This window comes from Pseudomonas cavernicola, assembly GCF_003596405.1.
Lineage (GTDB): Bacteria > Pseudomonadota > Gammaproteobacteria > Pseudomonadales > Pseudomonadaceae > Aquipseudomonas > Aquipseudomonas cavernicola.
Genome location: NZ_QYUR01000006.1, coordinates 424,916 through 447,976 on the forward strand (window position 1 = coordinate 424,916; position 23,061 = coordinate 447,976).

The window sequence follows — 23,061 nt, forward strand, 5'->3', positions numbered from 1 at the left end:
CATGGAACCAGAGCAGCGCTGAAGCGCCTAAACTTCCGGAACAGCACCCCGGAGAAGATCCATGAGCCGCATCGAAACCGACAGCCTCGGCCCCATCGACGTCCCTGAAAAAGCTTACTGGGGCGCGCAAACCCAGCGCTCACTGATCAACTTCGCCATCGGCCAAGAGCGCATGCCGCTGGCGGTGCTGCACGCCCTGGCCTTGATCAAGAAGGCCGCTGCACGGGTGAATGACCGCATTGGCGAGCTGCCGCCGGATATCGCCCGGCTGATCGAACAAGCCGCCGACGAGGTACTGGCCGGCAAACACAACGAGCAGTTCCCGTTGGTCGTCTGGCAGACCGGCAGCGGCACGCAAAGCAATATGAACGTCAACGAGGTGATCGCCGGCCGGGCCAATGAATTGGCTGGCCACGGCCGCGGCGGCAAGTCGCCGGTGCATCCGAACGATCACGTCAACCGCGCGCAAAGCTCCAACGACAGCTTCCCCACCGCCATGCACATCGCTGCCGTGCAAGCAGTGCGGCATGACCTGCTACCGGCGCTTGCCGAGCTGTCTGGCGGCTTGGTCGAACAGGCGGCGCGGCATGCGTCCCTGGTCAAGACCGGGCGCACGCATTTGATGGACGCCACACCGATCACCTTCGGCCAAGAATTGTCGGCCTTTGTCGCCCAACTCGACTACGCGGAGCAGGCCCTGCGTGCAGCATTGCCGGCGGTCTGCGAGCTGGCCCAAGGTGGTACGGCCGTGGGCACCGGCCTGAATGCCCCGCACGGCTTCGCCGAAGCGATCGCCGCCGAGCTGACGGCTCTGTCCGGCCTGCCCCTGGTTTCCGCCCCGAATAAATTTGCCGCCTTGGCCGGCCACGAACCGCTGGTGACGCTGTCCGGCGCGCTGAAAACCCTCGCAGTGGCCTTGATGAAGATGGCTAACGACCTGCGCTTGCTCAGCTCCGGCCCACGCGCCGGGTTCGCCGAGGTCAAGCTACCGGCCAACGAGCCAGGCAGCTCGATCATGCCCGGCAAGGTCAACCCGACCCAATGCGAGGCGCTGTCCATGCTCGCCTGCCAGGTGCTCGGCAACGACGTCACCATCGGCTTGGCCGCCAGCCAAGGCCACCTGCAGTTGAACGTGTTCAAACCAGTGATCATCCACAACCTGCTGCAGTCGATCCGTCTGCTGGCCGACGGCTGTCGCAACTTCCAGCGGCACTGCATCGAAGGCCTGGAGCCCGACCCGGCACAAATGGCCGCGCACCTGGAGCGCGGTTTGATGCTGGTGACCGCTCTGAATCCGCATATCGGCTACGACAAGGCCGCGGAAATTGCCAAGAAGGCCTACAGCGAGGGTACGACCCTGCGCGAAGCCGCTCTGGCCCTGAGTTATGTCAGCGCAGAAGAGTTCGACGCCTGGGTGCGCCCCGAAGAGATGCTGGAGACCGGTCACCATGGTTGAGACGACGAAAAGCGGCGCCACCCCACTGGAAGGGGACGGAAAGCGCATTCTGATGATTCTCGGTACACCGAAGAGCGGCAGCCTCTGCCATGCCCTCGGCGAGGCTTACGCCCAAGGCGCGCGCAGCGAAGGCCATGTGGTACGTCAACTGAAGTTGGGCGAGCTGGAGTTTGATCCGGTGCTGCGCGGCGGCTACGACCAGAGCCAGAATCTGGAGCCCGACCTGCTGGAAGCGCAACGGCAGATCCACTGGGCCGAACACCTGGTGTTCGTCTACCCAGTCTGGTGGGGTGGCTTGCCAGCCCTGCTCCAAGGCTTTTTCGACCGAGTGTTCCTGCCCGGTTTTGCCTTCAAGTATCGCGAGCGCTCGCACACCTGGGAGAAGCTGCTCAGCGGGCGCAGCGCCGATCTGCTGGTGACGCTCGACACCCCGCCTTGGTATTTCCGCTGGATTTACGGCGCACCGGCACACCGGCAGATGGTGCGCACCATCCTCGGCGCCTGCGGTGTCAAAACCCGACGGCTGACCGAGTTCGCCCCAATCCGCCAGTCCTCCGAGGAACAACGGCAGGGCTGGTTACGCCGCGCCGAGTTACTCGGCACTCACGCCTGACGCGCCCGTAAGCTGGGCAGAGCGCAGCGATAAAACGGCAGGAAAGCCGTTTTGCACAGCTTCAGCTGCCCGCAGGGCGAGGTGCATGGATGCACCTCGTGAAACCCAGCAGTTAGCTACAAACTGGGTTTCCCCCTAACGAGCTCCACCCAACCTACAAATCATGGGCTGCCGCGAGCCTTGCTCGACGTGCCCGCCAGCCTGCGATAACCGATGGCCCCAGCGCGGTCAACGCCGAACCCAGCACCACCAGCAACGCACCCGCGTAGGCGATCCAGTTGATTTGCTCGGGCTGCACATGATCAGGCCATAAGCTGGCCGCCAAGGCGACCGACGCGAAGGTCACCAAAGGGGTAATCGCCAACGTGGCGCTTACCCTCGAGGCCTCCCAATGCGCCAAGGCCTCGGCAAAAGCCCCATAGGCCACCAGCGTATTCAGGCAACAGGCCAGCAACAGCCAGCCTTGCAGCGGACTCAGCGACAATATTTGCACCGGCTGCGCCCAAGGCATAAGCAACGCGGCGCAGGCCAGGTAGATCACCATCATCACCTGCACCGAGTTCCACACCGTCAGCAGCTGCTTCTGCGCCAGACCGTAAAAAGTCCAGACGAAAGCCGCCAGCAACACGATCAGCACACCCGTGGTGTATGCCGTAAGTGAGGACAGCAGCTCATGCAAACGTTGGTTGAAGAACAACCCGAAGCCCAGCAATAACACCGCCAAGCCGATGCCCTGGCCCACGCTAAAGCGCTCGCGAAAAACGAACAGGCTGCTGATCAGAAACAAAATCGGCGCCACCTGGATCACCAACTGAGTTGTGCCCGGGCTGAGCAGATTAAGTCCGATCAGATAGAGCACGTAATTGCCGGTCAGCCCAGCAATGGCCAGCACCAGCAGCCAGATGCCGTTCTTGCCCAGCAAGCGAAAACTCGGCAGGCGTTTCGCCGCAGCCAGGTAGGCCAGCAAAATCGAACCGGCAACCAAGAGGCGATACCAGGTGACGGTGATGGGGTCCATCACCTGCAGCACTTCTTTGAGTTTGATCGGCAAGATGCCCCAGAGCACGGCAGTGGTCAGAGCGAGAAGCAGACCGTAAAGCCAACGGCCGGAAGAGATGTGCATGACAGCCTCGAATGCGCCGCGACCGCTACAACCACGGTGAAACCGGGTGGCGGTCGCAAAGAGTCATTCTAGGCTGCGACCGCAGACCAGCACAGGAACAGTTAAAACTAGTTGGACTCGGCAACTGTACCGCTGGCCTCGCCCACAACCGTCACATGCTTGACGCCAAAAGAATGAAGAACCTTAAAAAAGCGCCGATTTCCGCGCAAAAGTCGACCATTTGTCGCGAACACCAACAGCCGCCCGACCACCGATTAGACTAAAAACAGCCAGTTCGTTTCAGGAGTCATAGCTATGTTCGGTCAACGCAGCAAAGATCCTGCAGCCGCCACGCACTACCGTAGCGAGCGTGTCAGTGCGGTCAATGGTCAGTATTTTTTTGCGACGCGTGAAGGCACTTTGGAAGGCCCATACTTCACCCGGTTCGATGCTCAGCGCGAGAGTGCTATTTATGTCCGTCGCCAAATACAGGGCAATGACATTATCGAGAGTCGAAATTTCTAGACACTGAATCGCCCATAAAAAACCCGCGCCAAGCAGGCTGTGCGAAAACGTACTAATGGTTGACCAAGCAAACGCCCCGACTGGTTCGGGGCGTTTTGCTGTGTGCGGACCCAGGGGAGAAAAAGGCTGTATCAGCCCATCAATCCGATGAGGTGGCGTGCGCCGAGCACGTTGATCGCTCTTTTGAGGTTATAGGCCTGTACCGCTAAGGCCATTTCGGTTCGTGCTCCCTTCAATTGGCGAAGCAGGAAGCGACCATTACCAAATAGCCATTGTTTGAGGTTGCCAAATGGATGCTCGACGATGGATCGCCTACTCGCCATCATCTCGGGCTGCGCCTGCAGCCGCTGCTCCATTCGCTCAAAGGCCGCCTCGTGGGCATGGCGTCTCAGGTAGCGACGCTGGGCGTTGGTGCACTGTGCCTTGAGCGGGCAAGCGCTGCAGTCGCTGATCGCCGCGTGGTAGATACGCTCCCCGCGATTCAGTTGCTTGAGCGTCAGCAACTTGCCTGCCGGACAGCGGTACTGGTCGCTCTCTGCGTCGTAAGTGAAATCACTTCGCTCGAACAGCTGCGTATCACCACCCCGGTTGTTAACTGCCCGGTTGGGCGGCACATAGGCGGTAATGCCGGCATCTTCGCATGCCTGGAACTGCTCGCCGTTGGAGTAACCGGCATCGGCAGTGACCGTCAGCACGTCCTGCTGCAACTCGGACTGGGCGGCTTTAGCCATCGGCTCGAGCTGCTGGGTATCGTTGCCGTCCTGTGTGACCTCGTGATGCAGGATCAGGCAATGCTCGGCGTCCACAGCTGTTTGCACGTTGTAAGCGACGCGCCCACCCCGAGGGGTACGCATCATCCGGGCATCGCTCTCGGTGGTGATGAATTGCTCAAGCTCCAGGGCCTGCATCAGTGCTTGGCAAGTCAGGTTGTCGGCCTGTTTGGCTTGCAGTCGCTCCAGCGCCGTTTTTACCGCGCTACGGTCAACGGCCTCATTGGCTTCGGACTTGTCCGCCTCATCCAGCTCCGCCAGGTACTGGGCGATACGCTTATCCAGCTTCTCTTGCTGACACTTGAGCTTCTTCAGATCCACATGCCGACGCGCTGAGGCCACGGCCTTGAATTTGCTGCCATCGATGGCCACCAACTCTCCGGCGATCAGCCCGGCTTGACGGCAAAACTGCACGAAGGCCCGACAGGTCGCGCTGAACGCTTGTCCGTTGTCCTTGCGGTAATCGGCGATGGTCTTGAAGTCCGGCTTGAGCCGATTGAGCAACCACATGACTTCGACGTTGCGCAGGCATTCAGCTTCGAGGCGTCGGGAGGAGCGGATGCGTTGGAAATAGCCATACAGGTACAGCTTGAGCAGGTCCGCCGGATCGTAGGCAGGACGCCCCGTACTCTTGGGAGTGGCTTTGGCAAACCCGAGTAGCTTGAGGTCCAGTCGAGCCACGTAGGCATCGATCACACGGACCAGATGGTCGTCGGGAATCAACTCGTCCAGCGAAACCGGAAACAGACTGGTCTGGTCTCGCGCCTCTCCTTGGATGTACGCCATAACGAAAAATGCCCGTGTCTTTCGATGCGGGCATTTTCTTCAACTACCAATCAGAACGCTAGGTTTTCACACAATCTGCAAGGCGCGGGTTTTTTATGGCTGAAACGGCTGCACAGACTTAGAACCTGTTCAAGATCGTCGCGAGCGCAGGTCAGGGCCGCACCCGTTCTCGAAAATGCTCCCGGCATTTTTCCTACCTCCCCCATCCATGGGGTCGCCTACGGGTAGCGGTATTCCCCACATCGATGTGGGTCACAAGGCGTAACGAGTCAAACAGGCGAGGAAGCGGAATTTACGAATGGTAAATGAGCATTACTCGTTTCACTCGCCCTCCGGGCCGTCCTGCGGACGTTCTCCCGCAAGCGGTCGTCCGAGCCTGTTTTCAACGCAGCATGGCCAAGTGCAGCAGATATTGAACAGGTTCTTAGCGTACGGCCTCGAACAGACCCGTAGCACCCATGCCACCGCCCACGCACATGGTGACGATGCCATAACGCAGGTTACGCCGCTGCAGCTCACGCACCAGGTGACCGACCTGGCGCGAACCGGTCATGCCAAACGGGTGGCCGATGGAGATGGAGCCGCCGTTGACGTTGTATTTCTCGTTGTCGATTTCCAGGAAATCGCGAGCATAGAGGCACTGCGAAGCAAAGGCTTCGTTCAGCTCCCACAGATCGATATCGGCAACGTTCAGGCCACGAGCCTTGAGCAGCTTCGGTACCGAGTACACCGGACCGATACCCATCTCGTCCGGCTCACACCCAGCAACGGTGAAACCGCGGAAGAAGGCCAGCGGTTTCAGACCCAGCTCGAGGGCTTTTTCCAGGCTCATCACCAGCGTCATGGAGGCGCCGTCAGACAGCTGTGAGGCGTTACCGGCAGTCACCGAGCCGTCTTCAGCGAACACCGGTTTCAACGACGCCAGGCTGGCCAAAGTGGTATCTGCACGGTTGCAATCGTCGCGATCAACGACGCCATCGAGGATGCTCTTCTCGCCGGTGGCTTTGTCTTCCACCTGGTATTTCACTGCCATCGGCACGATTTCGTCGTTGAACAGGCCTTCGGCCTGCGCCCGCGCGGTGCGCTGCTGGCTTTGCAGGGCGTAGGCGTCCTGCTGCTCACGGCTCACGTTGTAACGCCGTGCGACGATTTCAGCCGTCTGCCCCATCGGGAAGTAGATCCCCGGCACGTTCTGTTTCAGCAGTGGGTTGATCAGATTGTCGGTGTTGACGCTTTTCATCGTCATGGTGATCGACTCGACACCACCGGCAATGATGATGTCACTGCAGCCGGAAGCGATCTGGTTGGCGGCAATGGCAATCGCCTGTAAGCCGGAAGAGCAGAAGCGGTTCAGGGTCATCCCGGCAACCTGAGTACCCAGGCCCGACAACACCGCGACGTTACGACCGATATTGAAGCCCTGCGCGCCCTCGTTCGAACCGGCACCCACGATGCAGTCCTCCACCGAAGCCGGGTCGAGTTTATTGCGAGCCAGCAGGGCGTTGACGCAATGAGCCGCCATATCGTCAGGACGGGTCAGGTTGAACTTGCCACGGTAAGACTTGGCCAGACCAGTCCGTACGCTGTCGACTATCACCACTTCACGCATGACGCACCTCGTTGTTGTTTGTTTAGAGCATATTTGCTTAGAGGTCGGCAGGATAAAACCTGACGCCGCGACTGCGCGACGATCATTCACCCTGCGTATGCGCAACCATCCCCTTGGCCGTCAATCGCGCTCAAAAGCCGCTTCCAGCGCATCGTTGATAGTGCGTAGCACTTTGACCCGAGCGAAGCGCTTGTCGTTGGCCTCGACCAGTGTCCAGGGCGCGATCTCTGTGCTGGTACGATCGACCATATCGCCGACTGCATCGCTGTACAGCGGCCATTTTTCGCGGTTGCGCCAATCTTCCTCGGTGATCTTGAAGCGCTTGAAGGGAGTCTGTTCGCGCTCCTTAAAGCGCTGCAACTGCGTGTCTTGGTCGATCGAAAGCCAGAACTTCACAAGCACTACACCTGCACGAGTCAGCTGCTCCTCGAAATCATTGATCTCACCGTAAGCCCGTAGCCAGTCCGCCTGACTGCAAAAACCCTCAACCCGCTCCACGAGCACCCGGCCATACCAGGAGCGATCGAACACGGTGAACTTGCCGCGTGGTGGGACATGCCGCCAGAAGCGCCACAGGTAGGGCTGCGCACGCTCCTCCTCGGTCGGCGCGGCGATCGGCACGAGGCGGTACTGCCGCGGATCGAGCGCCGCAGCCACCCGGCGGATGGCACCGCCTTTGCCAGCCGCATCGTTACCCTCGAATACCGTGACCAAGGCATGCCGGCGCATGCGTTTATCGCGCATCAGCCCCGCCAACCGTGCCTGTTCGCTCGCCAGTTGCTCCTGGTAAGCGTCCTTATCCAGTCGCTGGCTCATGTCCAGGCTGCCCAGCAGGCTGCGATTGTCCAAGCTAACGGTCAACGGCCCGGCATGTGGGTGACGCTGTGGCCGCTGCTTGCTTTTGAGCGCGGTTTGCAGGCCTTCAAGCAATATCTGGCCCATCGTCAGGCTGCGGTAATACTCGTCAAAGCCCTCGATGACATACCAGGGCGCATAGTCGCGACTGGTGCGGCGCAACACCCGCTCGCCATAGCGGACGAACTTGTCATAGGTCTGCGATTGCTGCCAATCCAGCGGGCTCAGGCGCCAACTGCGCAGCGGGTCGTCCTGCAAGGCCTTGAGGCGCGCCTTCATCTGCTTTTTCGAGAGGTGAAACCAGAACTTGAAGATCAGCGCGCCCTCGTCACACAGCATGCGCTCCAGGTTCTCCGCGCTGTCGATGGCCTGATCCAGTACCGCATTCTTGAAGTGCCCATGGACCCGCCCTTGCAGCATCTGGCTGTACCAGTTACCGAAGAAAATCCCCATCCGTCCCTTCGGCGGCAGCTGCCGCCAGTAGCGCCATGCCGCCGGGCGAGCCAGCTCCTCGTCGGTCTGCTGGTCGAAGGTGCTGACCTGAATCAGACGTGGGTCCATCCATTCATTGAGCAACTTGACCGTTTCGCCCTTGCCGGCGCCCTCGATGCCATTGATCAGCACGATCACCGGGAAGCGCGGCTGCTGCTGCAACTCGAACTGCGCCTCCAGCAGCGCCTCGCGCAGGGCCGGCAGTTCGGCGTCGTAGGTATCCTTGTCGATGGCGTGGCCGATCTCGGCGGACTCGAACATAAATGTGGCTCCGTTCCCTGACTTGATGCGCTCAGCCTAGCGGATAACGTTAGGGCGTAGGGTGGGTTAGGCTCCCGAACACGGATGCCGATACACAAGCGAAGCGTAAAGGAGCCGTAACCCACCGCCTCATGCCGCCAATGGTGGGTTACGCCGCCTCTCGGCATTGTGCAAGCAATCCGAATGGCGAATGGGCGTCTAACCCACCCTACGATCCGCGCCATCCACACTAGCGTCCGGGCTACGAGGCGATGGCATGCGGATCGGCTAGAATGCGCCCCTCGTCGTGGTAGAAGCTGATATGTCCGACACTCCCCGCACTCAACCCGCCCACGCCCAAATAGACTGGGACGAGCAAGGTCAACCGCACTCGCGCGCGTATGACGACGTGTACTTCTCCAACACCTCGGGTTTGGAAGAGACACGCTACGTGTTCCTCGCCAATAACGACCTGCCGGCGCGCTTTGCCGCCCTGCCCAGCGGCGGGCGCATGGTGATTGGCGAGACCGGGTTCGGCACTGGGCTGAATTTTCTCTGCGCCTGGCAGTTGTTCGCTGAAACCGCGCCAGCCGGCGCACAGCTACATTTCGTCAGCGTCGAGAAATATCCCCTCAGCCGCGCCGATTTACAGCGCGCGCTGATGCTGTGGCCTGAACTGGAAGCCTTCGCCAACGAATTGTTGACGCAGTACATCGCCATTCATCCCGGCTTCCAGCGCCTCGTGTTCGCCGACGGGCGGGTGGTGCTGACGCTGCTGATTGGCGATGCCCTGGAGATGCTGCCGGAGCTGGATGCCCAGGTCGACGCCTGGTTTCTCGACGGCTTCGCCCCCGCGAAAAACCCCGACATGTGGACGCCCGAACTGTTCACCCAACTCGCCCGGCTCTCCACCGCGGACACCACCCTGGGCACCTTCACCAGCGCCGGCTTTGTGCGCCGCGCGCTGAAAGACGCGGGTTTTCACATACGCCGGGTGCCCGGCCTGGGGCACAAGTGGGAAGTGTTGAAAGGCCGCTTTAGCGGCGAACTGAGTAAGACAGCTAAACCCTGGTTCGCCCGCCCCAGCTTTGTTGCCCCCACACGCTCAGCACTGGTGATCGGCGCAGGCCTCGCCGGGTGCGCAAGCGCAGCCAGCCTGGCGGCGCGCGGCTGGCAGGTACAGTTGCTGGAACGCCACGCCGAGTTGGCGCAAGAGGCCTCCGGTAACCCGCAGGGCGTGCTCTATCTCAAGCTGTCAGCCCATGGCACGACGCTGTCACGGCTGATCGTCAGCGGCTTTGGCCATACTCGGCGCCTACTGGAACGCATGCAGCGTGGCATCGATTGGGATGCCTGCGGCGTGCTGCAACTGGCTTTCGATGACAAGGAAACCGAGCGCCAAGCGCAACTGGCCAACGCCTTCCCGAATGACCTCCTGCAGAACCTAAGCCAGACAGACGCGCAAACGCGCGCCGGCGTCAGCCTGTCCGCCGGCGGCCTGTATTACCCCGAGGCCGGCTGGGTGCATCCGCCGGCACTCTGTCGCCTGCTGGCCACTCACCCGAACATCAGCCTGCAGCCACATCAAGAAGCACTGGAACTGCGCCGCGCAGGTGAGCTGTGGCAAGCCTGGGCCGGCGATCAGTTACTCGCCAGCGCGGCGGTTGTGGTGCTAGCCGGCGCCGCCGAAATCCGCCGCTTCCCGCAGAGTGCCGGGCTGCCGCTGAAACGCATTCGCGGGCAAATTACCCGCCTCGTGGAAACCACCGAAAGCGCCGCGCTACGCACCGTGGTTTGCGCCGAAGGTTATGTCGCGCCGGCTCGCCTGGGTGAGCACACCCTTGGCGCCAGCTTCGACTTCAAGAGCGACGACCTGACCCCGAGCGCCGCCGAGCACGCCAGCAACCTCGAGTTGCTACGGGAAATCTCTGCGGATTTAACTCAGCGTCTGCATGCTGAGCAACTCGATCCCGCCACGCTTGCCGGCCGCGCCGCCTTCCGCTGCACCAGCCCGGATTACCTACCCATCGTCGGCCCACTGGCGGACCGTGCAGCCTTTGCCAACGCGTATGCGGTGCTGGGCAAAGACGCCCGGCAAACCCCGGACATCCCCTGCCCCTGGCTGGATGGTTTGTACGTCAACAGCGGCCAAGGCTCGCGCGGGCTGATCACCGCGCCGCTGTCTGGCGAACTGCTGGCCGCTTGGATCGATAACGAACCGCTACCCGTACCCCGAGACGTCGCCGAAGCCTGCCACCCCAATCGCTTTGCCTTGCGCGAACTGATCCGCGGCAAGAAGTAAGCCCGCCCAACCGGCACAAGGCTTGCTCGCTTTAGCCAGCAACTGGAGCACGGCGCGAGCCCCGCGTGCTAACCGTCGACAGCCTGAAAACGACACTTGAAGGCCGGCCGGCATAAGGGCACAGTGCCAGACATAAGGCGAGGGGAGCAGCACCGTTAGCCCCTCCAGATAACAACAATGAGATTTGCGGATGCCTCGAATTTGTCTGGCGTTGCTGCTGCTCTTGCTCACCGGGCCCGCCTGGGCTTGGGCCTGGTTGCCCGCACCGCTGAACCAGGATGAGCTGCGCCTGTCACTCGGCCCTTACATGGGCTACCTCGAAGATCGCCACGGCAGTTTCACCCTCGAGGACGTCCGCGCCTTGCCTGATACGGACTTCCGACCGGTCACCGGCGATCACGCCAACCTCGGCAAGAACAGCTCGGTCTGGTGGTTCAAGGTACAGCTGCTCAACAGCCGCGCACATGACTTGGCCGGCTATCTGGAAGTCAATTACCCGCTGCTCGACCGCCTGCAGGTCTACCTGCTCAAACCGGATGGCCAGCTCCAAGAGCAGGAAAGCGGCGACAGCTTCGCCTTCTCGCAGCGACCGGTACAGGTGCGCAATTTCTGGTTTCCAGTCAGCCTGCCAGCAGGCAGCAGTACCCTGCTGATCCGCGTGGAAACCACCAGCACAGTATTTGTACCGCTGTTCTTCAGCACCTACGGCGCCAGCGCCGCCGCCCAGGAAAGCCTGATGGGCGTTAATGGCGCCTTCTATGGCGTGCTGTTCGCCATGTTCTGCTACAACCTGTTTCTGTTTCTATCGCTACGCGAGCCGGCGTATTTCTGGTATCTGATTTACAACCTGAACATCGGCCTGTTCACCGCCTGCTTCGATGGCACCCTGTTCAAACTGCTGCCCGAGCATGTCGCCCTGCAATCGGTGAGCATCTACATCCTGATGTTCCTGCACTGCTTCAGCGCCACCCAGTTCAGCCGGCACTTTCTGCATACTCGGCACCATTTCCCGCGCCTCGATCTGGGCCTGCGCCTGTTTATGCTGGCCATCTTCGGCTGCCTAGTGTCCCTGCCGCTGATCGGCCTACAAGCCTGGAACATCCTCGCCAGCCTGACCGTACTGGCCGTCTCCGTCATCCTCCTGCTCAGCGGTGCCTACGTCTGGCGCAGGGGTTTGCGCTATGGCTCCTACTACATCCTGGCCTGGGGCATTCTGCTGGTCTCGTTCATCATCGCCACCAGTGGCTCTCTAGGTATCGAGCTGTTCGGTATCTACGGCGCGACGGTGATCAAAGTCGGCGTCACTATTGAGCTGATCACCCTCTCCATCGGTCTCGCCGATCGGATCAATCGGCTCAAAGAGGAAGGCTTCCACTCACGCCAAGCCGCCGAGCAGTCGGAGATCGAGAACCAGGCCAAGAGCCGCTTCCTGGCCAAGATGAGCCATGAGATCCGCACGCCGCTGAACGGCGTGCTGGGCATGCTGCAACTGCTCAAAAGCACGCCGCTGGACCGTAGCCAACGCTTCTATGTCGACACCATCGCCAGCTCGGGCAGCTCACTGATGGCGGTGATCAACGACATTCTCGACTACGCGCGGATCGAGTCCGGCAAGCTGAGTTTGGAACATATCGACTTCGACCTCGAAGTGCTGCTCTCCGACACCCTCAGCCTGTTTACCGCCCAGGCCCTGGAGAAACACCTGCGCCTCTACGTCAGCCTCGAGGGCGGCGTACCGCGACGCATCCAGGGTGATCCGACGCGGCTGAAACAGGTACTGATGAACCTCTTGAGCAATGCCCTGAAGTTCACCGCCGAAGGTCATGTGGCCGTCAACGTCTGCCGCCGTCGCGATAGCCAGGGCGCAGCGCATCTGGTCTTCGCCATCAGCGACAGCGGCATCGGCATTCCTGAAGAGGCGCTGACCCAGCTGTTCGAGTCCTTCGCCCAAGGCGATTCCAGCACCACCCGCCGTTACGGTGGCAGCGGCCTCGGCCTGGCCATCAGCAAGGAGCTGGTGGAAATGATGGGCGGCCATATCGAAGTACAGAGCACGCCAGGCCAGGGCACCCGCTTCGCCTTCGATGTAGCGCTGCCCGACAGCGACGAACCAGCGGATGAGTTGAGCCAATTGCTCAAGGGGCGCACCGCCCTGCTCACTTCGCTGGACGGCCTCGGCCTCGATGCCCTCAGCCGGCTGCTCGGGCGCTGGGGTATGCGCACCGAGCGCTGCCAAAACCCACAGCGCCTACACGACTACCTCGACGATTTCGCCGTCTCTCCGCTGCTGGTGCTGATGTCGCCCTGGCCTGGCAGCGTGGCGCACTGGCTGGACTCGCTGCGCCCACGCCTGCAACCCGGCCAACGCGTACTGCTGCTGTGCCCACCCGAACAGTGCCAACAACTGCCGACCAGCGACGGCCTGCGCCTGCTCAACCTGGCCCAGCCGGTGGCCGTAACGCCCTTGCGCGAGGCGCTGTTAGAGCTTTACCAAGAACGTCGGACAGAACCCCGCCCGCCAACCAGCGAAATCCACAGTGCTAGCGGCACGACGCCATGCATCCTGGTCGCCGAGGACAATCCGGTGAACCAATTAGTAGTGCAGGGCTTTTTGAAGAAACGCGGCTACATCGTGCGCCTGGTGACCAACGGCCTGGCCGCCGTCAGCGAATACAACCGCAACCCCGCCGCCATTCAACTGATCCTGATGGACTGCGAAATGCCCGAGATGGATGGCTTCGAAGCCACCCGGCAGATCCGTCGATTGGAGCGCAACAAGCAGCTAACGGCAGTACCGATCATCGCACTAACCGCCCACATCCTCGATGAACACCGGCAGCTTGGCGCCGACGCCGGTATGGACGACTTCCTCGGCAAGCCACTGGACAGCAAACTGCTGTACGGCACCCTGGATCGCTACCTGCTCAGCCAGCCGCTGGAAACCTCCAGCTAACAGCGAGGTTTTGGCCTTGCTTTACGACCTCAGAGCGCTAACATCGCCCAGCGTTTTGGAGAAGTGCCCTCGTGTTAATCCCCCAGCAGCTGTTAGAAGTCGACACCCTCACCCGTCTGATCGAAGACTTCGTCACCCGTGACGGCACCGACAATGGCGATGAAACCCCACTGGAAACTCGCGTTTTACGGGTTCGTCGCGCGCTGGATAAAGGCGAAGCGGTGATCGTGTTCGATCCGGAAAGCGAACAATGCCAGCTGGCAATGAAGCGCGACGTGCCTCGGGATTGGTTGCCCTGACGGGATTGCAAGTCCCCGTAGGCCGGGTAGAGCGATAGCGAAACCCAGCCTACGATTGCGAGAAACGTGGGCCCAACAGAATGATGCTCGCGCCCAGCACACAGAGCGCCGCCCCCAACCAATCACTGGCCAACGGCCGCGCTCGTTCGATCACGCCTAGCCAGAACAGCGAAGCAACGATATAGATGCCGCCATAGGCCGCATATGCACGCCCGGCATAGGACGCTTCGACGCGGGTCAGCAGCACCGCGAACAGCGTCAGGCTGAACAGCCCAGGCGCCAGCCACCAGGCACTTTTGCCCATCCGCAGCCACATCCAGAAGACATAGCAGCCAGCAATCTCGAACAATGCGGCAAGGAAGAACCACAGGTAATTGAGCATCCAGGGCTCTCTTGGTTAATTGCAATTTAGCGGGTGGGCATGGCGCACGCCTTGCCCAGCGAAAGGCCCGGCGATGGACAGTCCGCCCTAACCGCGTAAGCCGCCCTCATGCTCCCAGGCACAGCGCACGCGTAAGCCATCTTCCTGGGGGCTGTGAAAGCCCTTCTCCGACTCCCAGCGGAAGGTATGGGTGCCATTCAGTTCGGTTTCCAGGTGGACGACCGCACTACCCCAGTACAAACGCTTGAGCAGGGCCTCGAACTGTTCGACCCACAGACTCCACTCGTACTCCACCGCGCGGTAGCTCGCACCGAAGTGGATCACCTGCGTCTGGTACAGCCCTTCACCTGTTTGCTCGCAGAAAGAAAACATCTCCCGCCCGAGAAACGGCCAAGCCTCGCCATCGGGTAAAGCATTCAGCTCACGGTGGTTAGTCACACGCCGCAAGCGCCGCTGCTCCGGGTCGGCGGACGGCCAGTCACGGATACAGCCATAGACGATGGATTCGGACTCCACGCGGGCACTCCAGGAAATGAAGGCAGCCTTCTAACACAGGACAAAGGCCTGGAAAACCTCTGCCTTATACAGCGATTTGCCAGAACCGGGGTGAGTGGTAATTCAATCAGCGATTGGGGTCACTGAAATATGGCTTAAAGCAGCACGCGCGCGCCTACAGGAGTAAGCGGCGAGCGTCTGTGGGAGCGGATTTATCCGCGATGGGACCACAAAGCATCGCGGATAAATCCGCTCCTACGGCCCTTTCCAGCGTCATCGGGTAGGAGGCGGGGTCACCCCCGCCGTCCTCCCACACCACCGTACGTACGGTTCCGTATACGGCGGTTCCTGCCTACTGACAAACTGCATCAGCGAGCTTGGTTTCGTTCGATGTGTCGCCCGCGTAGTCTAAGCACCCGGACAGGCTCTCGGGACTTCCGGCCCCTACCTCCTGATTGTCCAGGCCTCCGTATAAGGGAGCTTGTGCCTGCGACCCGCTCAGAGAGCACACCTGACTATCCGCTCATGGCAGGTTCAGCCCTTCATTGCTCCGGTTCCGAGCAACTACTACGGCCTCGGCTGACTTCTGCTCGCCCATCCCGTCACCTCACGATGCCGGTAGCACATGGCAGGCGAACAGATCTCCCAGGGTAATTCGCGCGACCTTCCTGCTTATGCCTGTCGGATATACGTCGTAGCGTTCCGTGCAAGTATCGGGCTTTGGCAATTATGGCTACCTCACCCTGCTACGCCGCCTAATCCGCTTCCTGTTCGTCAGGCCAGCAGTTTGCCTTCGGCTTCCTTCAGATTCGCAGTCGCCCGCGACACCCTTGCCTTCAGCTAACACTTCCCCTTGCCGGGTGTGTAGAGGACTTCCACCTCCAAGTCATCCAGCTCACCACCACAGTGAGCCAGACAGCGCCAGTCACGGCGCTACGCGCCATGCCTGGCGCACCATAAAAAAAGCCCCGCACTAGGCGAGGCTTTTTCAAAATTTCGACTTACCCGAGCAGCTTGGTCGCCAGCCAGAACAAGCCCGCCGCCAAGGCCATCGACGTCGGCAAAGTCAGCACCCAGGCCAGCAGGATGGTGCGCACGGTACCGCCTTGCAGGCCGCTCTTGTTCGCGACCATGGTTCCGGCGACACCCGAGGACAGAACATGGGTAGTCGATACCGGCAGGCTGAACACGTTAGCCAAACCAATTGCGCAGGCTGCGGTGATCTGCGCAGACATGCCTTGGGCGTAAGTCATGCCTTGCTTGCCGATCTTCTCACCAACGGTCAGCACCACCCGCTTCCAACCGACCATGGTGCCAATCCCCAAAGCCAGGGCGACCGCAAGGATGACCCAGAACGGCGAGTATTCGGTGGTAGCGGTCAGATCCTTGCGCAGCTTCTCCAGGTCGGCCTTCTCGCGCTTGTCCAGGCCTTGCAGCTTGCCAACCTTCTTCGCGGTGTCATCCAGGCAGAGCAGGTAGCGGCGGGTCTGGATGCGGCTTTCCGCCGGCAGCTCGTTGTAGTTCTGCACGCCTTCCAGGCCTTTCAGCAACGCGGCGATGGTCGGTTCGGTCAGCTTGGCGTCGCAGCGAAACTTCTTCGGCAGCTCAGTGCCGTTGTTCCTGCCGAGGGCCAGGTATTCGCTGAGGGTGGCGTGGTTACGTTCGTAGAACTGACTGAGGTGCACAGTGGCATCGCGGGTCCGCTCGATCTGGTAGGTGGTGCTGTTCAGATCCAGCACGAACTGGCTCGGTACAATGCCGATCAGCACCAACATGATCAGGCCGATGCCTTTCTGGCCATCGTTGGAGCCATGCACGAAGCTCACGGCCATGGCCGAAAGCACCAGCACCAGGCGATTCCAGAATGGTGGGTGCTTCTTGTCGTCGATCTCGCGGCGCTGTTCCGGGGTCTTGTGCATCTTCGACAACGGCCGCCACCAGCGCAGCGACAGCAGCAGCAGCGCGGCGACCATGAAACCGGCGGCCGGCGAGGCGACCAGGGAGATGCCGATATCAATCGCCTTCTGCCAGTTGACCCCATCCGCCAACGGGATCTCGGTAATCAGCGCATTGGCCAGGCCAACCCCGAGGATCGAGCCGATCAAGGTGTGCGAGCTGGAGGCGGGAATGCCGAAATACCAGGTGCCTAGGTTCCAGGCGATGGCGGCGGCAAGCAGGGAGAACACCATGGCCAGGCCGTGGCCGGTATCGACATTGATCAACAGTTCCACCGGCAGCAGATGGACGATGGCATAAGCCACGCCGACGCCACCGAGCAGCACGCCGAGGAAATTGAACAGACCGGAAAGCATCACCGCCAGATGCGGCGGCATGGCTTTGGTATAGATGACCGTGGCCACCGCGTTGGCGGTGTCATGGAAACCATTGATGAATTCGAAGGTGAGGACGAAGGCCAGGGCGAGTAACAAGCTCACGACGACCCAGGCATCAAGCCCGCTGAAGAATTCGAACATGAAGGTTTTATGACCGGAACTGAAGGGGGCGCGATTATGCCAGATAAAGCCTGTGAGCAAATCCACAAACTGTCGGTTGGTAAAGCTAGCAGGCCAACTCGCTTCGCGTGCTTCGAAGGCAACAGCTCTAAAGCGGAGGTTTCTGATGCGTCGATACGACACATCAGAAACGCCTCATAACATCGACTCCACGGGGTCAACAGCGGCAAAGGCGCTGCGTTGGCCGGCGTTGCGCTTACTCTATGAATTCAGCACGCTTTGCCCGGCCGTAGGCGCAGCTGCCAGGCCAGAACGCTCATCAGCAGCGCCAGACCCGTGAGTACCATAAAGGGCAACTGGTAATCGCCGGCCAGATCGCGGCCGAGGCCGGCCAGAATCGGGGTCAGGCTAGCCATGCTGTAACCGGCACAGAGCATCATCGCGGTCCAGCGACTGACGGCCAGCGGCGTGTGCGCTTCGTACAACGGCAGTACCAGCGACAGTGCGAAGGAGCCGCTCAAACCAAAGCCCATCAACATCGCCCAGAACTCAGGTATGAAGGTCGGCATGAAGGTGATCATGCCCAGGCACAAGGCTGAAGACAGCCCACAAATCAGCAGCAGCTGAGAACGGTTATCGAAACGCTGCGCCAGCCAGGGCAACAGAAAGGCGCTCGGCAAACCGACCAGCATAAAGGTGCTGAACAGCGCATTACTGTGCAGCAGGGTGAAACCGGCTTCGTGATAACGCGCCACCAGCCAGGTGGCCAAGGCGTAGAACAGACCGGCCTGGATGGCGAAAAACCCGGTGATCAGCCAAGCCCGCGACTCGCCCCACGGCAGACCGCCACTGGCACCGGCTTCGCTGGCGGTTTCGGCTTTATTCGGCAGACGCAGCCACAGCAGGAATGCGAACAAGGCCGGTAGCGCCCAGATCGCCAGGCCAAAGACCCAGCGATCACCCAGCAGTTGGGTTGCCGGTATGGTGAGCACCGCGCCAGCCGCACCGCCAATCGCCATGCTGAAGGAGTACCAGCCGACGATTTGACCAAGATGTTCGACAAAATGCCGCTTCATGAACCCGGAGAGCAGCGGCCCGGCTATCGCGATACCGGCACCGATCACTATCGCGCTGCCGATCAGAATCAGGCTCGACTGCCCGGCCAGGCGCAACAGCAAGGCCGCGCAGATCAATCCCAAGCAGGCTGCGATGGTCCGTTCCAGGCCGAAGCGCATTGCCAGACGCGGGGCCAGCGGGGCCAGTAGGCCCATGCACAACACTGGTAAGGCGGTGGTCAGGCTGATCAACCCACGGCTGAGCGCGAGTTCGTTGGCGATGCGCTCGATCAGCGGGGCAAGGGAGGTAATGCCGGGGCGCAAATTAATCGCCGCCAGCACCAGAGCCAGCAACAGCATGGCCCGAGATGCGGGTTTCACAAGAACTCCAAGGGCTTACGGCAAGCAGGCCGGGCCAGCCACCCTACTTCCCCGGCCAGCAGGAGGCAAGCCCGAGCATAGGGTTGGGTTAGCCGCGAAGCGGCGTAGCCCACCAGACGGATTGCCAGACGGCGCTCATGTATCGCCTAACAGGCTTTCTGGCCAGCCCCCCTGGGCTGATTGATGGGTTACGGCCTGCGGCTTAACCCACCCTATCCCTGCTTGCCCTTGGCACGCATTTTATCGGCGACCGTGCTCATCTCGTCATAGAGCGCCTGCGGGTTTTTCTGTTTCAGGGCCCAGGCCATCCGGCCTTGCTCATGCGGCAGGATCATGAATTCGCCCTTGGCGATTTCTTGATAGATGTAATTAGCAATATCCGCCGCGCTGATCGGCCCGTTTTCCAGCAATTTGCCGACTTGCGCCTTCATCGCCGGGGTTGGGCCACGGAAGGAGTCCATCAGGTTGGTCTGGAAGAACGACGGGCAGACCACATGTACGCCAATCTCCTGCTGTTTCAACTCGACCAGCAGGCTCTCGGAAAGTGCCACCACGCCAGCCTTGGCCACGTTGTAGTTGCTCATGGCCGGCCCCTGCATCAATGCCGCCATGGAGGCGATGTTGATGATCTTGCCCTGGCTGCGTTCGAGCAATGGCAGGAATGCCTTGCAACCCTTGACCACGCCCATCAGGTTGATTGCGATCTGCCAATCCCAATCCTCCAGCGACAACTCGCTGAAGAAGCCGCCGGAGGCCACGCCAGCGTTGTTGACGATGATGTCGATGCCGCCCAGCTTCTCTTCGCAGGCCTGAGCCAGCGCGGTGAGCTGGCTGTAGTCGCGCACATCGCAACGCTGGGTGAAACCATCACCGCCGGCCTCACGGACCAGTTGCAGGGTTTCCGTCAGGCCCGGCTCGTTGACGTCGGACAACGCTAGTTGCCAACCTTCGCGCGCCCAACGCAGAGCGATTTCGCGACCCAAGCCGGAACCCGCGCCGGTGATCATCATGCGGTTTTGCATAGTGAGGTTGCCTTGTGTGTTCTGTGGTAGATGGCCGCAGTGTAGCGAAGGCAATAGTGCAGCCCACGCACCATTAGGCTGCTGAATGATGCGAGAAAAATGCGGCCGCGCCCGGCCAAGACTTACCCGCCGCGACCTCTCTCTGGCCCCACCGGCAACCTGCCAAGACAGAACTGCCACCGGACGGGAGTGGGTGCTGCCGAGCAGCCCCAGGTATCAGCTAAAGGCCACGGCAACCAGCTTCTCGTAGGTGCCCGCATCCAGCTCGCCACTGGCCGGCAGACCATTGGCGATCTGGAAGTTGCTCAGCGCGCCCTTGGTGCGCTGGCCCATGACACCATCGATCTTGCCGGGCGCATAACCCAGTACCAACAGGCCAGCCTGAGCGGTACGCACCTCGATGTTCGGCATCGAGCCACTGGAGAAGCGGGCATACTGTTCCTCCAGCTTGATGTGGTACCTGTTCTGCGCATAGCTCTTGCCGTTATAGCCCCTGGCGAAGGCTTCCCAGTTCTGGCTCTTCAGATGTTTGACCAGGCCGGTGCTGGCCAGATAGCCGATCATCCCCAGCAGTTGGGCATCTTCGCTGTGCACCATCGCCTTGACCATTTCCGTGGCCGAGGCGAAACCCGCTAACTCATAGTTGAATCCCATGACCTGGCCCAGCCCCCAGGAGGCCGAGCGCAAAGCTGGTTCGGTCCCCAGCCCCGCCTCTTCACTCAGCGCGATGGCCTTATCCAGCTTCGGGTATTGAGTGCTCAGGCTGCCATAACCGCCTTGCGGCCCGGAGATATCCGGATGGCTAGTATTGAAGCGGCCTTGCGTCGCATCACGAAACTTGTGCCGCTCGAAGAGAATCTGCGGTCGGCGATCGGCGCGAAAGCCGAAGCCCTGGGTGATGCCGGAGGTTTCCACCTCGAACACCGCCCACAGCGCCGCAGTTTGCCCGCTGCCTAGCTCGAGCCGCTCCAGCCCCTCGGCCAGCCCCTTGCGGCTGAGCGGCCGTGCCTTATCCACGAAGTTCATGTCCAGCCCTCCAGGTAAATGGCGGACCAAGGGGTTCGGACAGGGATTACGGCTCTCTGCGCCCGCCTCAGCCAACGATTGCTTTTCCTGTTTGTCGGTGGCGGCCAGGATCAGGCCGGTGGTCAGCCTCGCCCGCCCCACAGTTCCCATGAAGAACCTGGCCTTGTTCACCACCGGCAGTCTATCGATGTCGAGATCTTCCATGCGCGCCAACGCATTGCGCTTGGAGGTGTCGTTGGTTACCGCCAAGTCGACGCCGACGAACCCAGGTAGCTTGCTCAGTTGCGCCCTGTCGACCTCGCTGTTGCTCTTCAACAGCTGCTGGAACTGCACGTAACCCGAGTCGCCAGCGAGGCGCAGATAGTCGATCAGACTGGTCGCTTTGTAAGTGCCGAACAACTTACCGTGCGGTTCATTGATCACCACCACCCGCAGATAGGAGCTGCCATACAGCGCTTCGAAATAGGCCTTGATCGCCGGACCGGTGTAACCGTCGTGACCGAGCTTGAATTCCAGGTCTCTGATGCACCGCTCTTTCAGCTCCCGCAGTTCCTCATTACCGACCCTGCCACCGTTCTTCACCACCTCCTCCGCATTCTTCACGTTCAACTGTTCGGAGTTGTGGAGGACCTGATCCTCGATCCCGGTGTTCGCCGCATTCACCAATTGCTCGGAGAGATTGACCTTCACCCCGAACATGTCGACATCCTTGAGCTTGCCGGTGGCGATCGACCAAACCATCAGCGGAACGATTAGGAACGCCAGATCGAGGGTCTTGACCTCGTACTTACCGACCGTATGCACCCGCATCACGATAGAAATGGCCCCCAGCACCACGCCGGCTGCCAGCAACCATATGGTTGTCCCGTTATCCATCGCCACCCTCCTCGCCTGGCCTCCTCCGCTCAAGGCCCGTCAAAGTGGCTGACGAGCTCGAGCCTATGGCTACCTGGCTGGTTAATCACTCGGCCTGTCGCTATGCGCTAACAGGCAGGCCGGTCGATATGCGGGGTCCGCTTTCCAACGCAACCAGACCGAGTCATCGACGGTTTCATTGACCCCCAGGCCGAAAGGGCGGTTGAACTCATTTTTCAGATTCTTGTACAGACCGAACATGAACTGGGAGTAGGAGTCGACCACCAGCGCACGGTGATCGCTGTCTCCTACCGTCGCTTTTGCGGCGAACGTCAAACCGCAAGCCCCCGCTTTGTCCTGCAGCCAACGCAAAGGAATGCTGGGCAGTCGGTCATTTTTGTAACCGCCGCCCACATTGGCGTGAGCACCGATAAACCAGCGCTGCTCGACCTCGATATTCTCGGCTTTCTTCTGTTTGTCCTGAGTCACCCAAACCGCCGCTTGGTAGTCCTTTCGATGCTCGTCGAGGGCGATGGCATGGTAGGCATAGTCGACGATCCTGCTGAGCTCGGTATCGTGCCACTGGTAGTAGTCACGGCTGAAGGGCAGACCGGAAACCGGAATCCCCAGGGCCCCGACTGTGTCCCAGACGCCGATGAACTTCACCCGCGCCTCCCGCGCGAAGGACTGGCGGAAGGCCTGCGCCAGCGGACTTTCGGGGGCGACCGCCTTATCGCGATAGAGATCGTAGGCCTGGGCTACCAGATTCGCTGAGGCACTTCGCAGCACGCCGCATTTGCGGATCAAGCCGACCAGGCTGCGCGCGGTATACGCGCCGCGACTGAAGCCAAACACAAAGATGTTGTCATCTGGCTGGTAGTGCTCGCATAGCCACCGGTAGCCCTGGCGAATATTCGCCGACAGCCCATAGCCAAAGGCGCCCCCCGCCAGCACTTCATGCCAGTCGGTCCCCACTCCAGGATCATAAAAATACGGTTGCTGGCCATCATGCGGCCCCGAGGAGGTAATTGACTCCAGCATCTGGCAAACATTGGTCTTGTCTTGCTGTTTATTCCAGGTGCCATCGAATAGCAGTACCAGATTCCGCTGCATCGCCCTCTCCTCGGGCATAGCCCTAAGCCATAGGCCGAACCCACCCTGCGCACGCCCTGTGGAGCAGGGTTAAGCCGCAGCCTTGCGCGAACAAGGCTGGCATTAAGTTAAAGGCTAGGCCGGGGCCCGGCGGCTGCTAGAGAGCTTCGCGATAAACGTTATTTCCGCGCATAAGCAAGGAGCGGATCGCTCCCATTTGCCCAACAGTGGGAAGCGGGCCGCCGCATGACAGGGAAGGAAGCTGGCTGGGCTGGTGCTAAGCATCCTCTATTCGCGG

The 23,061-nt window shown here is 60.8% G+C and carries 17 protein-coding genes; 6 read left to right on the forward strand and 11 right to left on the reverse strand.

Annotated features, from left to right (window positions below):
* Positions 1–61: 61 nt before the first annotated feature.
* Positions 62–1,456, forward strand: coding sequence for a class II fumarate hydratase (locus D3879_RS18075; protein ID WP_119955647.1), 1,395 nt, complete (start codon positions 62–64; stop codon positions 1,454–1,456).
* Positions 1,449–2,069 (forward strand): NAD(P)H-dependent oxidoreductase, encoded by a 621-nt coding sequence (locus tag D3879_RS18080; protein WP_119955648.1) that lies wholly within the window; start codon positions 1,449–1,451, stop codon positions 2,067–2,069. Before D3879_RS18075 ends, D3879_RS18080 begins: the two co-directional genes overlap by 8 nt.
* Before the next feature lie 154 nt (positions 2,070–2,223).
* On the opposite strand, the gene D3879_RS18085 is transcribed toward D3879_RS18080, so the two are convergent.
* Complete coding sequence (locus D3879_RS18085) at positions 2,224–3,192, reverse strand: DMT family transporter (protein WP_119955649.1); 969 nt, start codon at positions 3,190–3,192, stop codon at positions 2,224–2,226.
* Between the two features lie 294 nt (positions 3,193–3,486).
* Between D3879_RS18085 and D3879_RS18090 the strand changes: the two genes are divergently transcribed.
* On the forward strand, positions 3,487–3,696 hold the full coding sequence (locus D3879_RS18090) for a DUF6316 family protein (protein ID WP_119955650.1): 210 nt from the start codon (positions 3,487–3,489) through the stop codon (positions 3,694–3,696).
* 131 nt (positions 3,697–3,827) lie between these two features.
* On the opposite strand, the gene D3879_RS18095 is transcribed toward D3879_RS18090, so the two are convergent.
* The 3 genes from D3879_RS18095 to pap form a co-directional block, all read right to left on the reverse strand.
* Entirely contained in the window at positions 3,828–5,252 is a 1,425-nt protein-coding gene (locus tag D3879_RS18095; RefSeq protein WP_119955651.1) for an IS1182 family transposase, read from the reverse strand.
* Between the two features lie 424 nt (positions 5,253–5,676).
* Positions 5,677–6,861: a thiolase family protein gene (locus tag D3879_RS18100; RefSeq protein WP_119955652.1), complete on the reverse strand. Its 1,185-nt coding sequence runs from the start codon at positions 6,859–6,861 to the stop codon at positions 5,677–5,679.
* 120 nt (positions 6,862–6,981) lie between these two features.
* Positions 6,982–8,469, reverse strand: a complete 1,488-nt coding sequence (gene pap, locus D3879_RS18105; protein WP_119955653.1) for a polyphosphate:AMP phosphotransferase — start codon at positions 8,467–8,469, stop codon at positions 6,982–6,984.
* Between the two features lie 301 nt (positions 8,470–8,770).
* Here pap and mnmC point away from each other — a divergent pair, with 301 nt between their 5' ends.
* The 3 genes from mnmC to D3879_RS18120 all read left to right on the forward strand — a co-directional run bounded on the left by mnmC (position 8,771) and on the right by D3879_RS18120 (position 14,002).
* Entirely contained in the window at positions 8,771–10,750 is a 1,980-nt protein-coding gene (gene mnmC, locus D3879_RS18110) for a bifunctional tRNA (5-methylaminomethyl-2-thiouridine)(34)-methyltransferase MnmC2/FAD-dependent 5-carboxymethylaminomethyl-2-thiouridine(34) oxidoreductase MnmC1 (protein WP_119955654.1), read from the forward strand.
* Positions 10,751–10,940: 190 nt separating this feature from the next.
* On the forward strand, positions 10,941–13,703 hold the full coding sequence (locus D3879_RS18115; protein WP_119955655.1) for a hybrid sensor histidine kinase/response regulator: 2,763 nt from the start codon (positions 10,941–10,943) through the stop codon (positions 13,701–13,703).
* A gap of 71 nt (positions 13,704–13,774) precedes the next feature.
* The gene (locus D3879_RS18120; protein WP_119955656.1) at positions 13,775–14,002 is read left to right on the forward strand and encodes a YheU family protein; all 228 of its coding nucleotides are present in this window, start codon (positions 13,775–13,777) and stop codon (positions 14,000–14,002) included.
* 49 nt (positions 14,003–14,051) lie between these two features.
* Here D3879_RS18120 and D3879_RS18125 read toward each other — a convergent pair whose 3' ends face one another.
* From D3879_RS18125 to D3879_RS18155, 7 genes are all read right to left on the reverse strand, one after another.
* Entirely contained in the window at positions 14,052–14,384 is a 333-nt protein-coding gene (locus D3879_RS18125; RefSeq protein ID WP_119955657.1) for a YnfA family protein, read from the reverse strand.
* A gap of 87 nt (positions 14,385–14,471) precedes the next feature.
* Entirely contained in the window at positions 14,472–14,900 is a 429-nt protein-coding gene (locus tag D3879_RS18130) for a hypothetical protein (protein WP_119955658.1), read from the reverse strand.
* 980 nt (positions 14,901–15,880) lie between these two features.
* Complete coding sequence (locus tag D3879_RS18135; RefSeq protein ID WP_119956342.1) at positions 15,881–17,353, reverse strand: inorganic phosphate transporter; 1,473 nt, start codon at positions 17,351–17,353, stop codon at positions 15,881–15,883.
* Between the two features lie 248 nt (positions 17,354–17,601).
* Positions 17,602–18,768, reverse strand: a complete 1,167-nt coding sequence (locus D3879_RS18140) for an MFS transporter (RefSeq protein WP_119955659.1) — start codon at positions 18,766–18,768, stop codon at positions 17,602–17,604.
* A gap of 212 nt (positions 18,769–18,980) precedes the next feature.
* The gene (locus tag D3879_RS18145; protein ID WP_119955660.1) at positions 18,981–19,790 is read right to left on the reverse strand and encodes an SDR family oxidoreductase; all 810 of its coding nucleotides are present in this window, start codon (positions 19,788–19,790) and stop codon (positions 18,981–18,983) included.
* A gap of 216 nt (positions 19,791–20,006) precedes the next feature.
* Positions 20,007–21,692 carry an N-acetylmuramidase domain-containing protein gene (locus D3879_RS26835; RefSeq protein ID WP_218567845.1) on the reverse strand — a complete coding sequence of 562 codons (1,686 nt, stop codon included), beginning with the start codon at positions 21,690–21,692 and terminating at the stop codon, positions 20,007–20,009.
* An 81-nt stretch (positions 21,693–21,773) separates the two neighbouring features.
* Positions 21,774–22,784: a DUF2235 domain-containing protein gene (locus D3879_RS18155; RefSeq protein ID WP_119955661.1), complete on the reverse strand. Its 1,011-nt coding sequence runs from the start codon at positions 22,782–22,784 to the stop codon at positions 21,774–21,776.
* Positions 22,785–23,061: the final 277 nt, after the last annotated feature.

Coding starts and splice junctions, on each gene's coding strand:
- D3879_RS18095 (WP_119955651.1), bottom strand. CDS start 5,252: ATGGCGTACATCCAAGGAGAGGCGCGAGACCAGACCAGTCTGTTTCCG.
- D3879_RS18145 (WP_119955660.1), bottom strand. CDS start 19,790: ATGCAAAACCGCATGATGATCACCGGCGCGGGTTCCGGCTTGGGTCGC.
- mnmC (WP_119955654.1), top strand. CDS start 8,771: ATGTCCGACACTCCCCGCACTCAACCCGCCCACGCCCAAATAGACTGG.
- D3879_RS18085 (WP_119955649.1), bottom strand. CDS start 3,192: ATGCACATCTCTTCCGGCCGTTGGCTTTACGGTCTGCTTCTCGCTCTG.
- D3879_RS18135 (WP_119956342.1), bottom strand. CDS start 17,353: ATGTTCGAATTCTTCAGCGGGCTTGATGCCTGGGTCGTCGTGAGCTTG.
- D3879_RS18080 (WP_119955648.1), top strand. CDS start 1,449: ATGGTTGAGACGACGAAAAGCGGCGCCACCCCACTGGAAGGGGACGGA.
- D3879_RS26835 (WP_218567845.1), bottom strand. CDS start 21,692: ATGGATAACGGGACAACCATATGGTTGCTGGCAGCCGGCGTGGTGCTG.
- D3879_RS18155 (WP_119955661.1), bottom strand. CDS start 22,784: ATGCAGCGGAATCTGGTACTGCTATTCGATGGCACCTGGAATAAACAG.
- D3879_RS18125 (WP_119955657.1), bottom strand. CDS start 14,384: ATGCTCAATTACCTGTGGTTCTTCCTTGCCGCATTGTTCGAGATTGCT.
- D3879_RS18100 (WP_119955652.1), bottom strand. CDS start 6,861: ATGCGTGAAGTGGTGATAGTCGACAGCGTACGGACTGGTCTGGCCAAG.
- D3879_RS18090 (WP_119955650.1), top strand. CDS start 3,487: ATGTTCGGTCAACGCAGCAAAGATCCTGCAGCCGCCACGCACTACCGT.
- D3879_RS18115 (WP_119955655.1), top strand. CDS start 10,941: ATGCCTCGAATTTGTCTGGCGTTGCTGCTGCTCTTGCTCACCGGGCCC.
- pap (WP_119955653.1), bottom strand. CDS start 8,469: ATGTTCGAGTCCGCCGAGATCGGCCACGCCATCGACAAGGATACCTAC.
- D3879_RS18075 (WP_119955647.1), top strand. CDS start 62: ATGAGCCGCATCGAAACCGACAGCCTCGGCCCCATCGACGTCCCTGAA.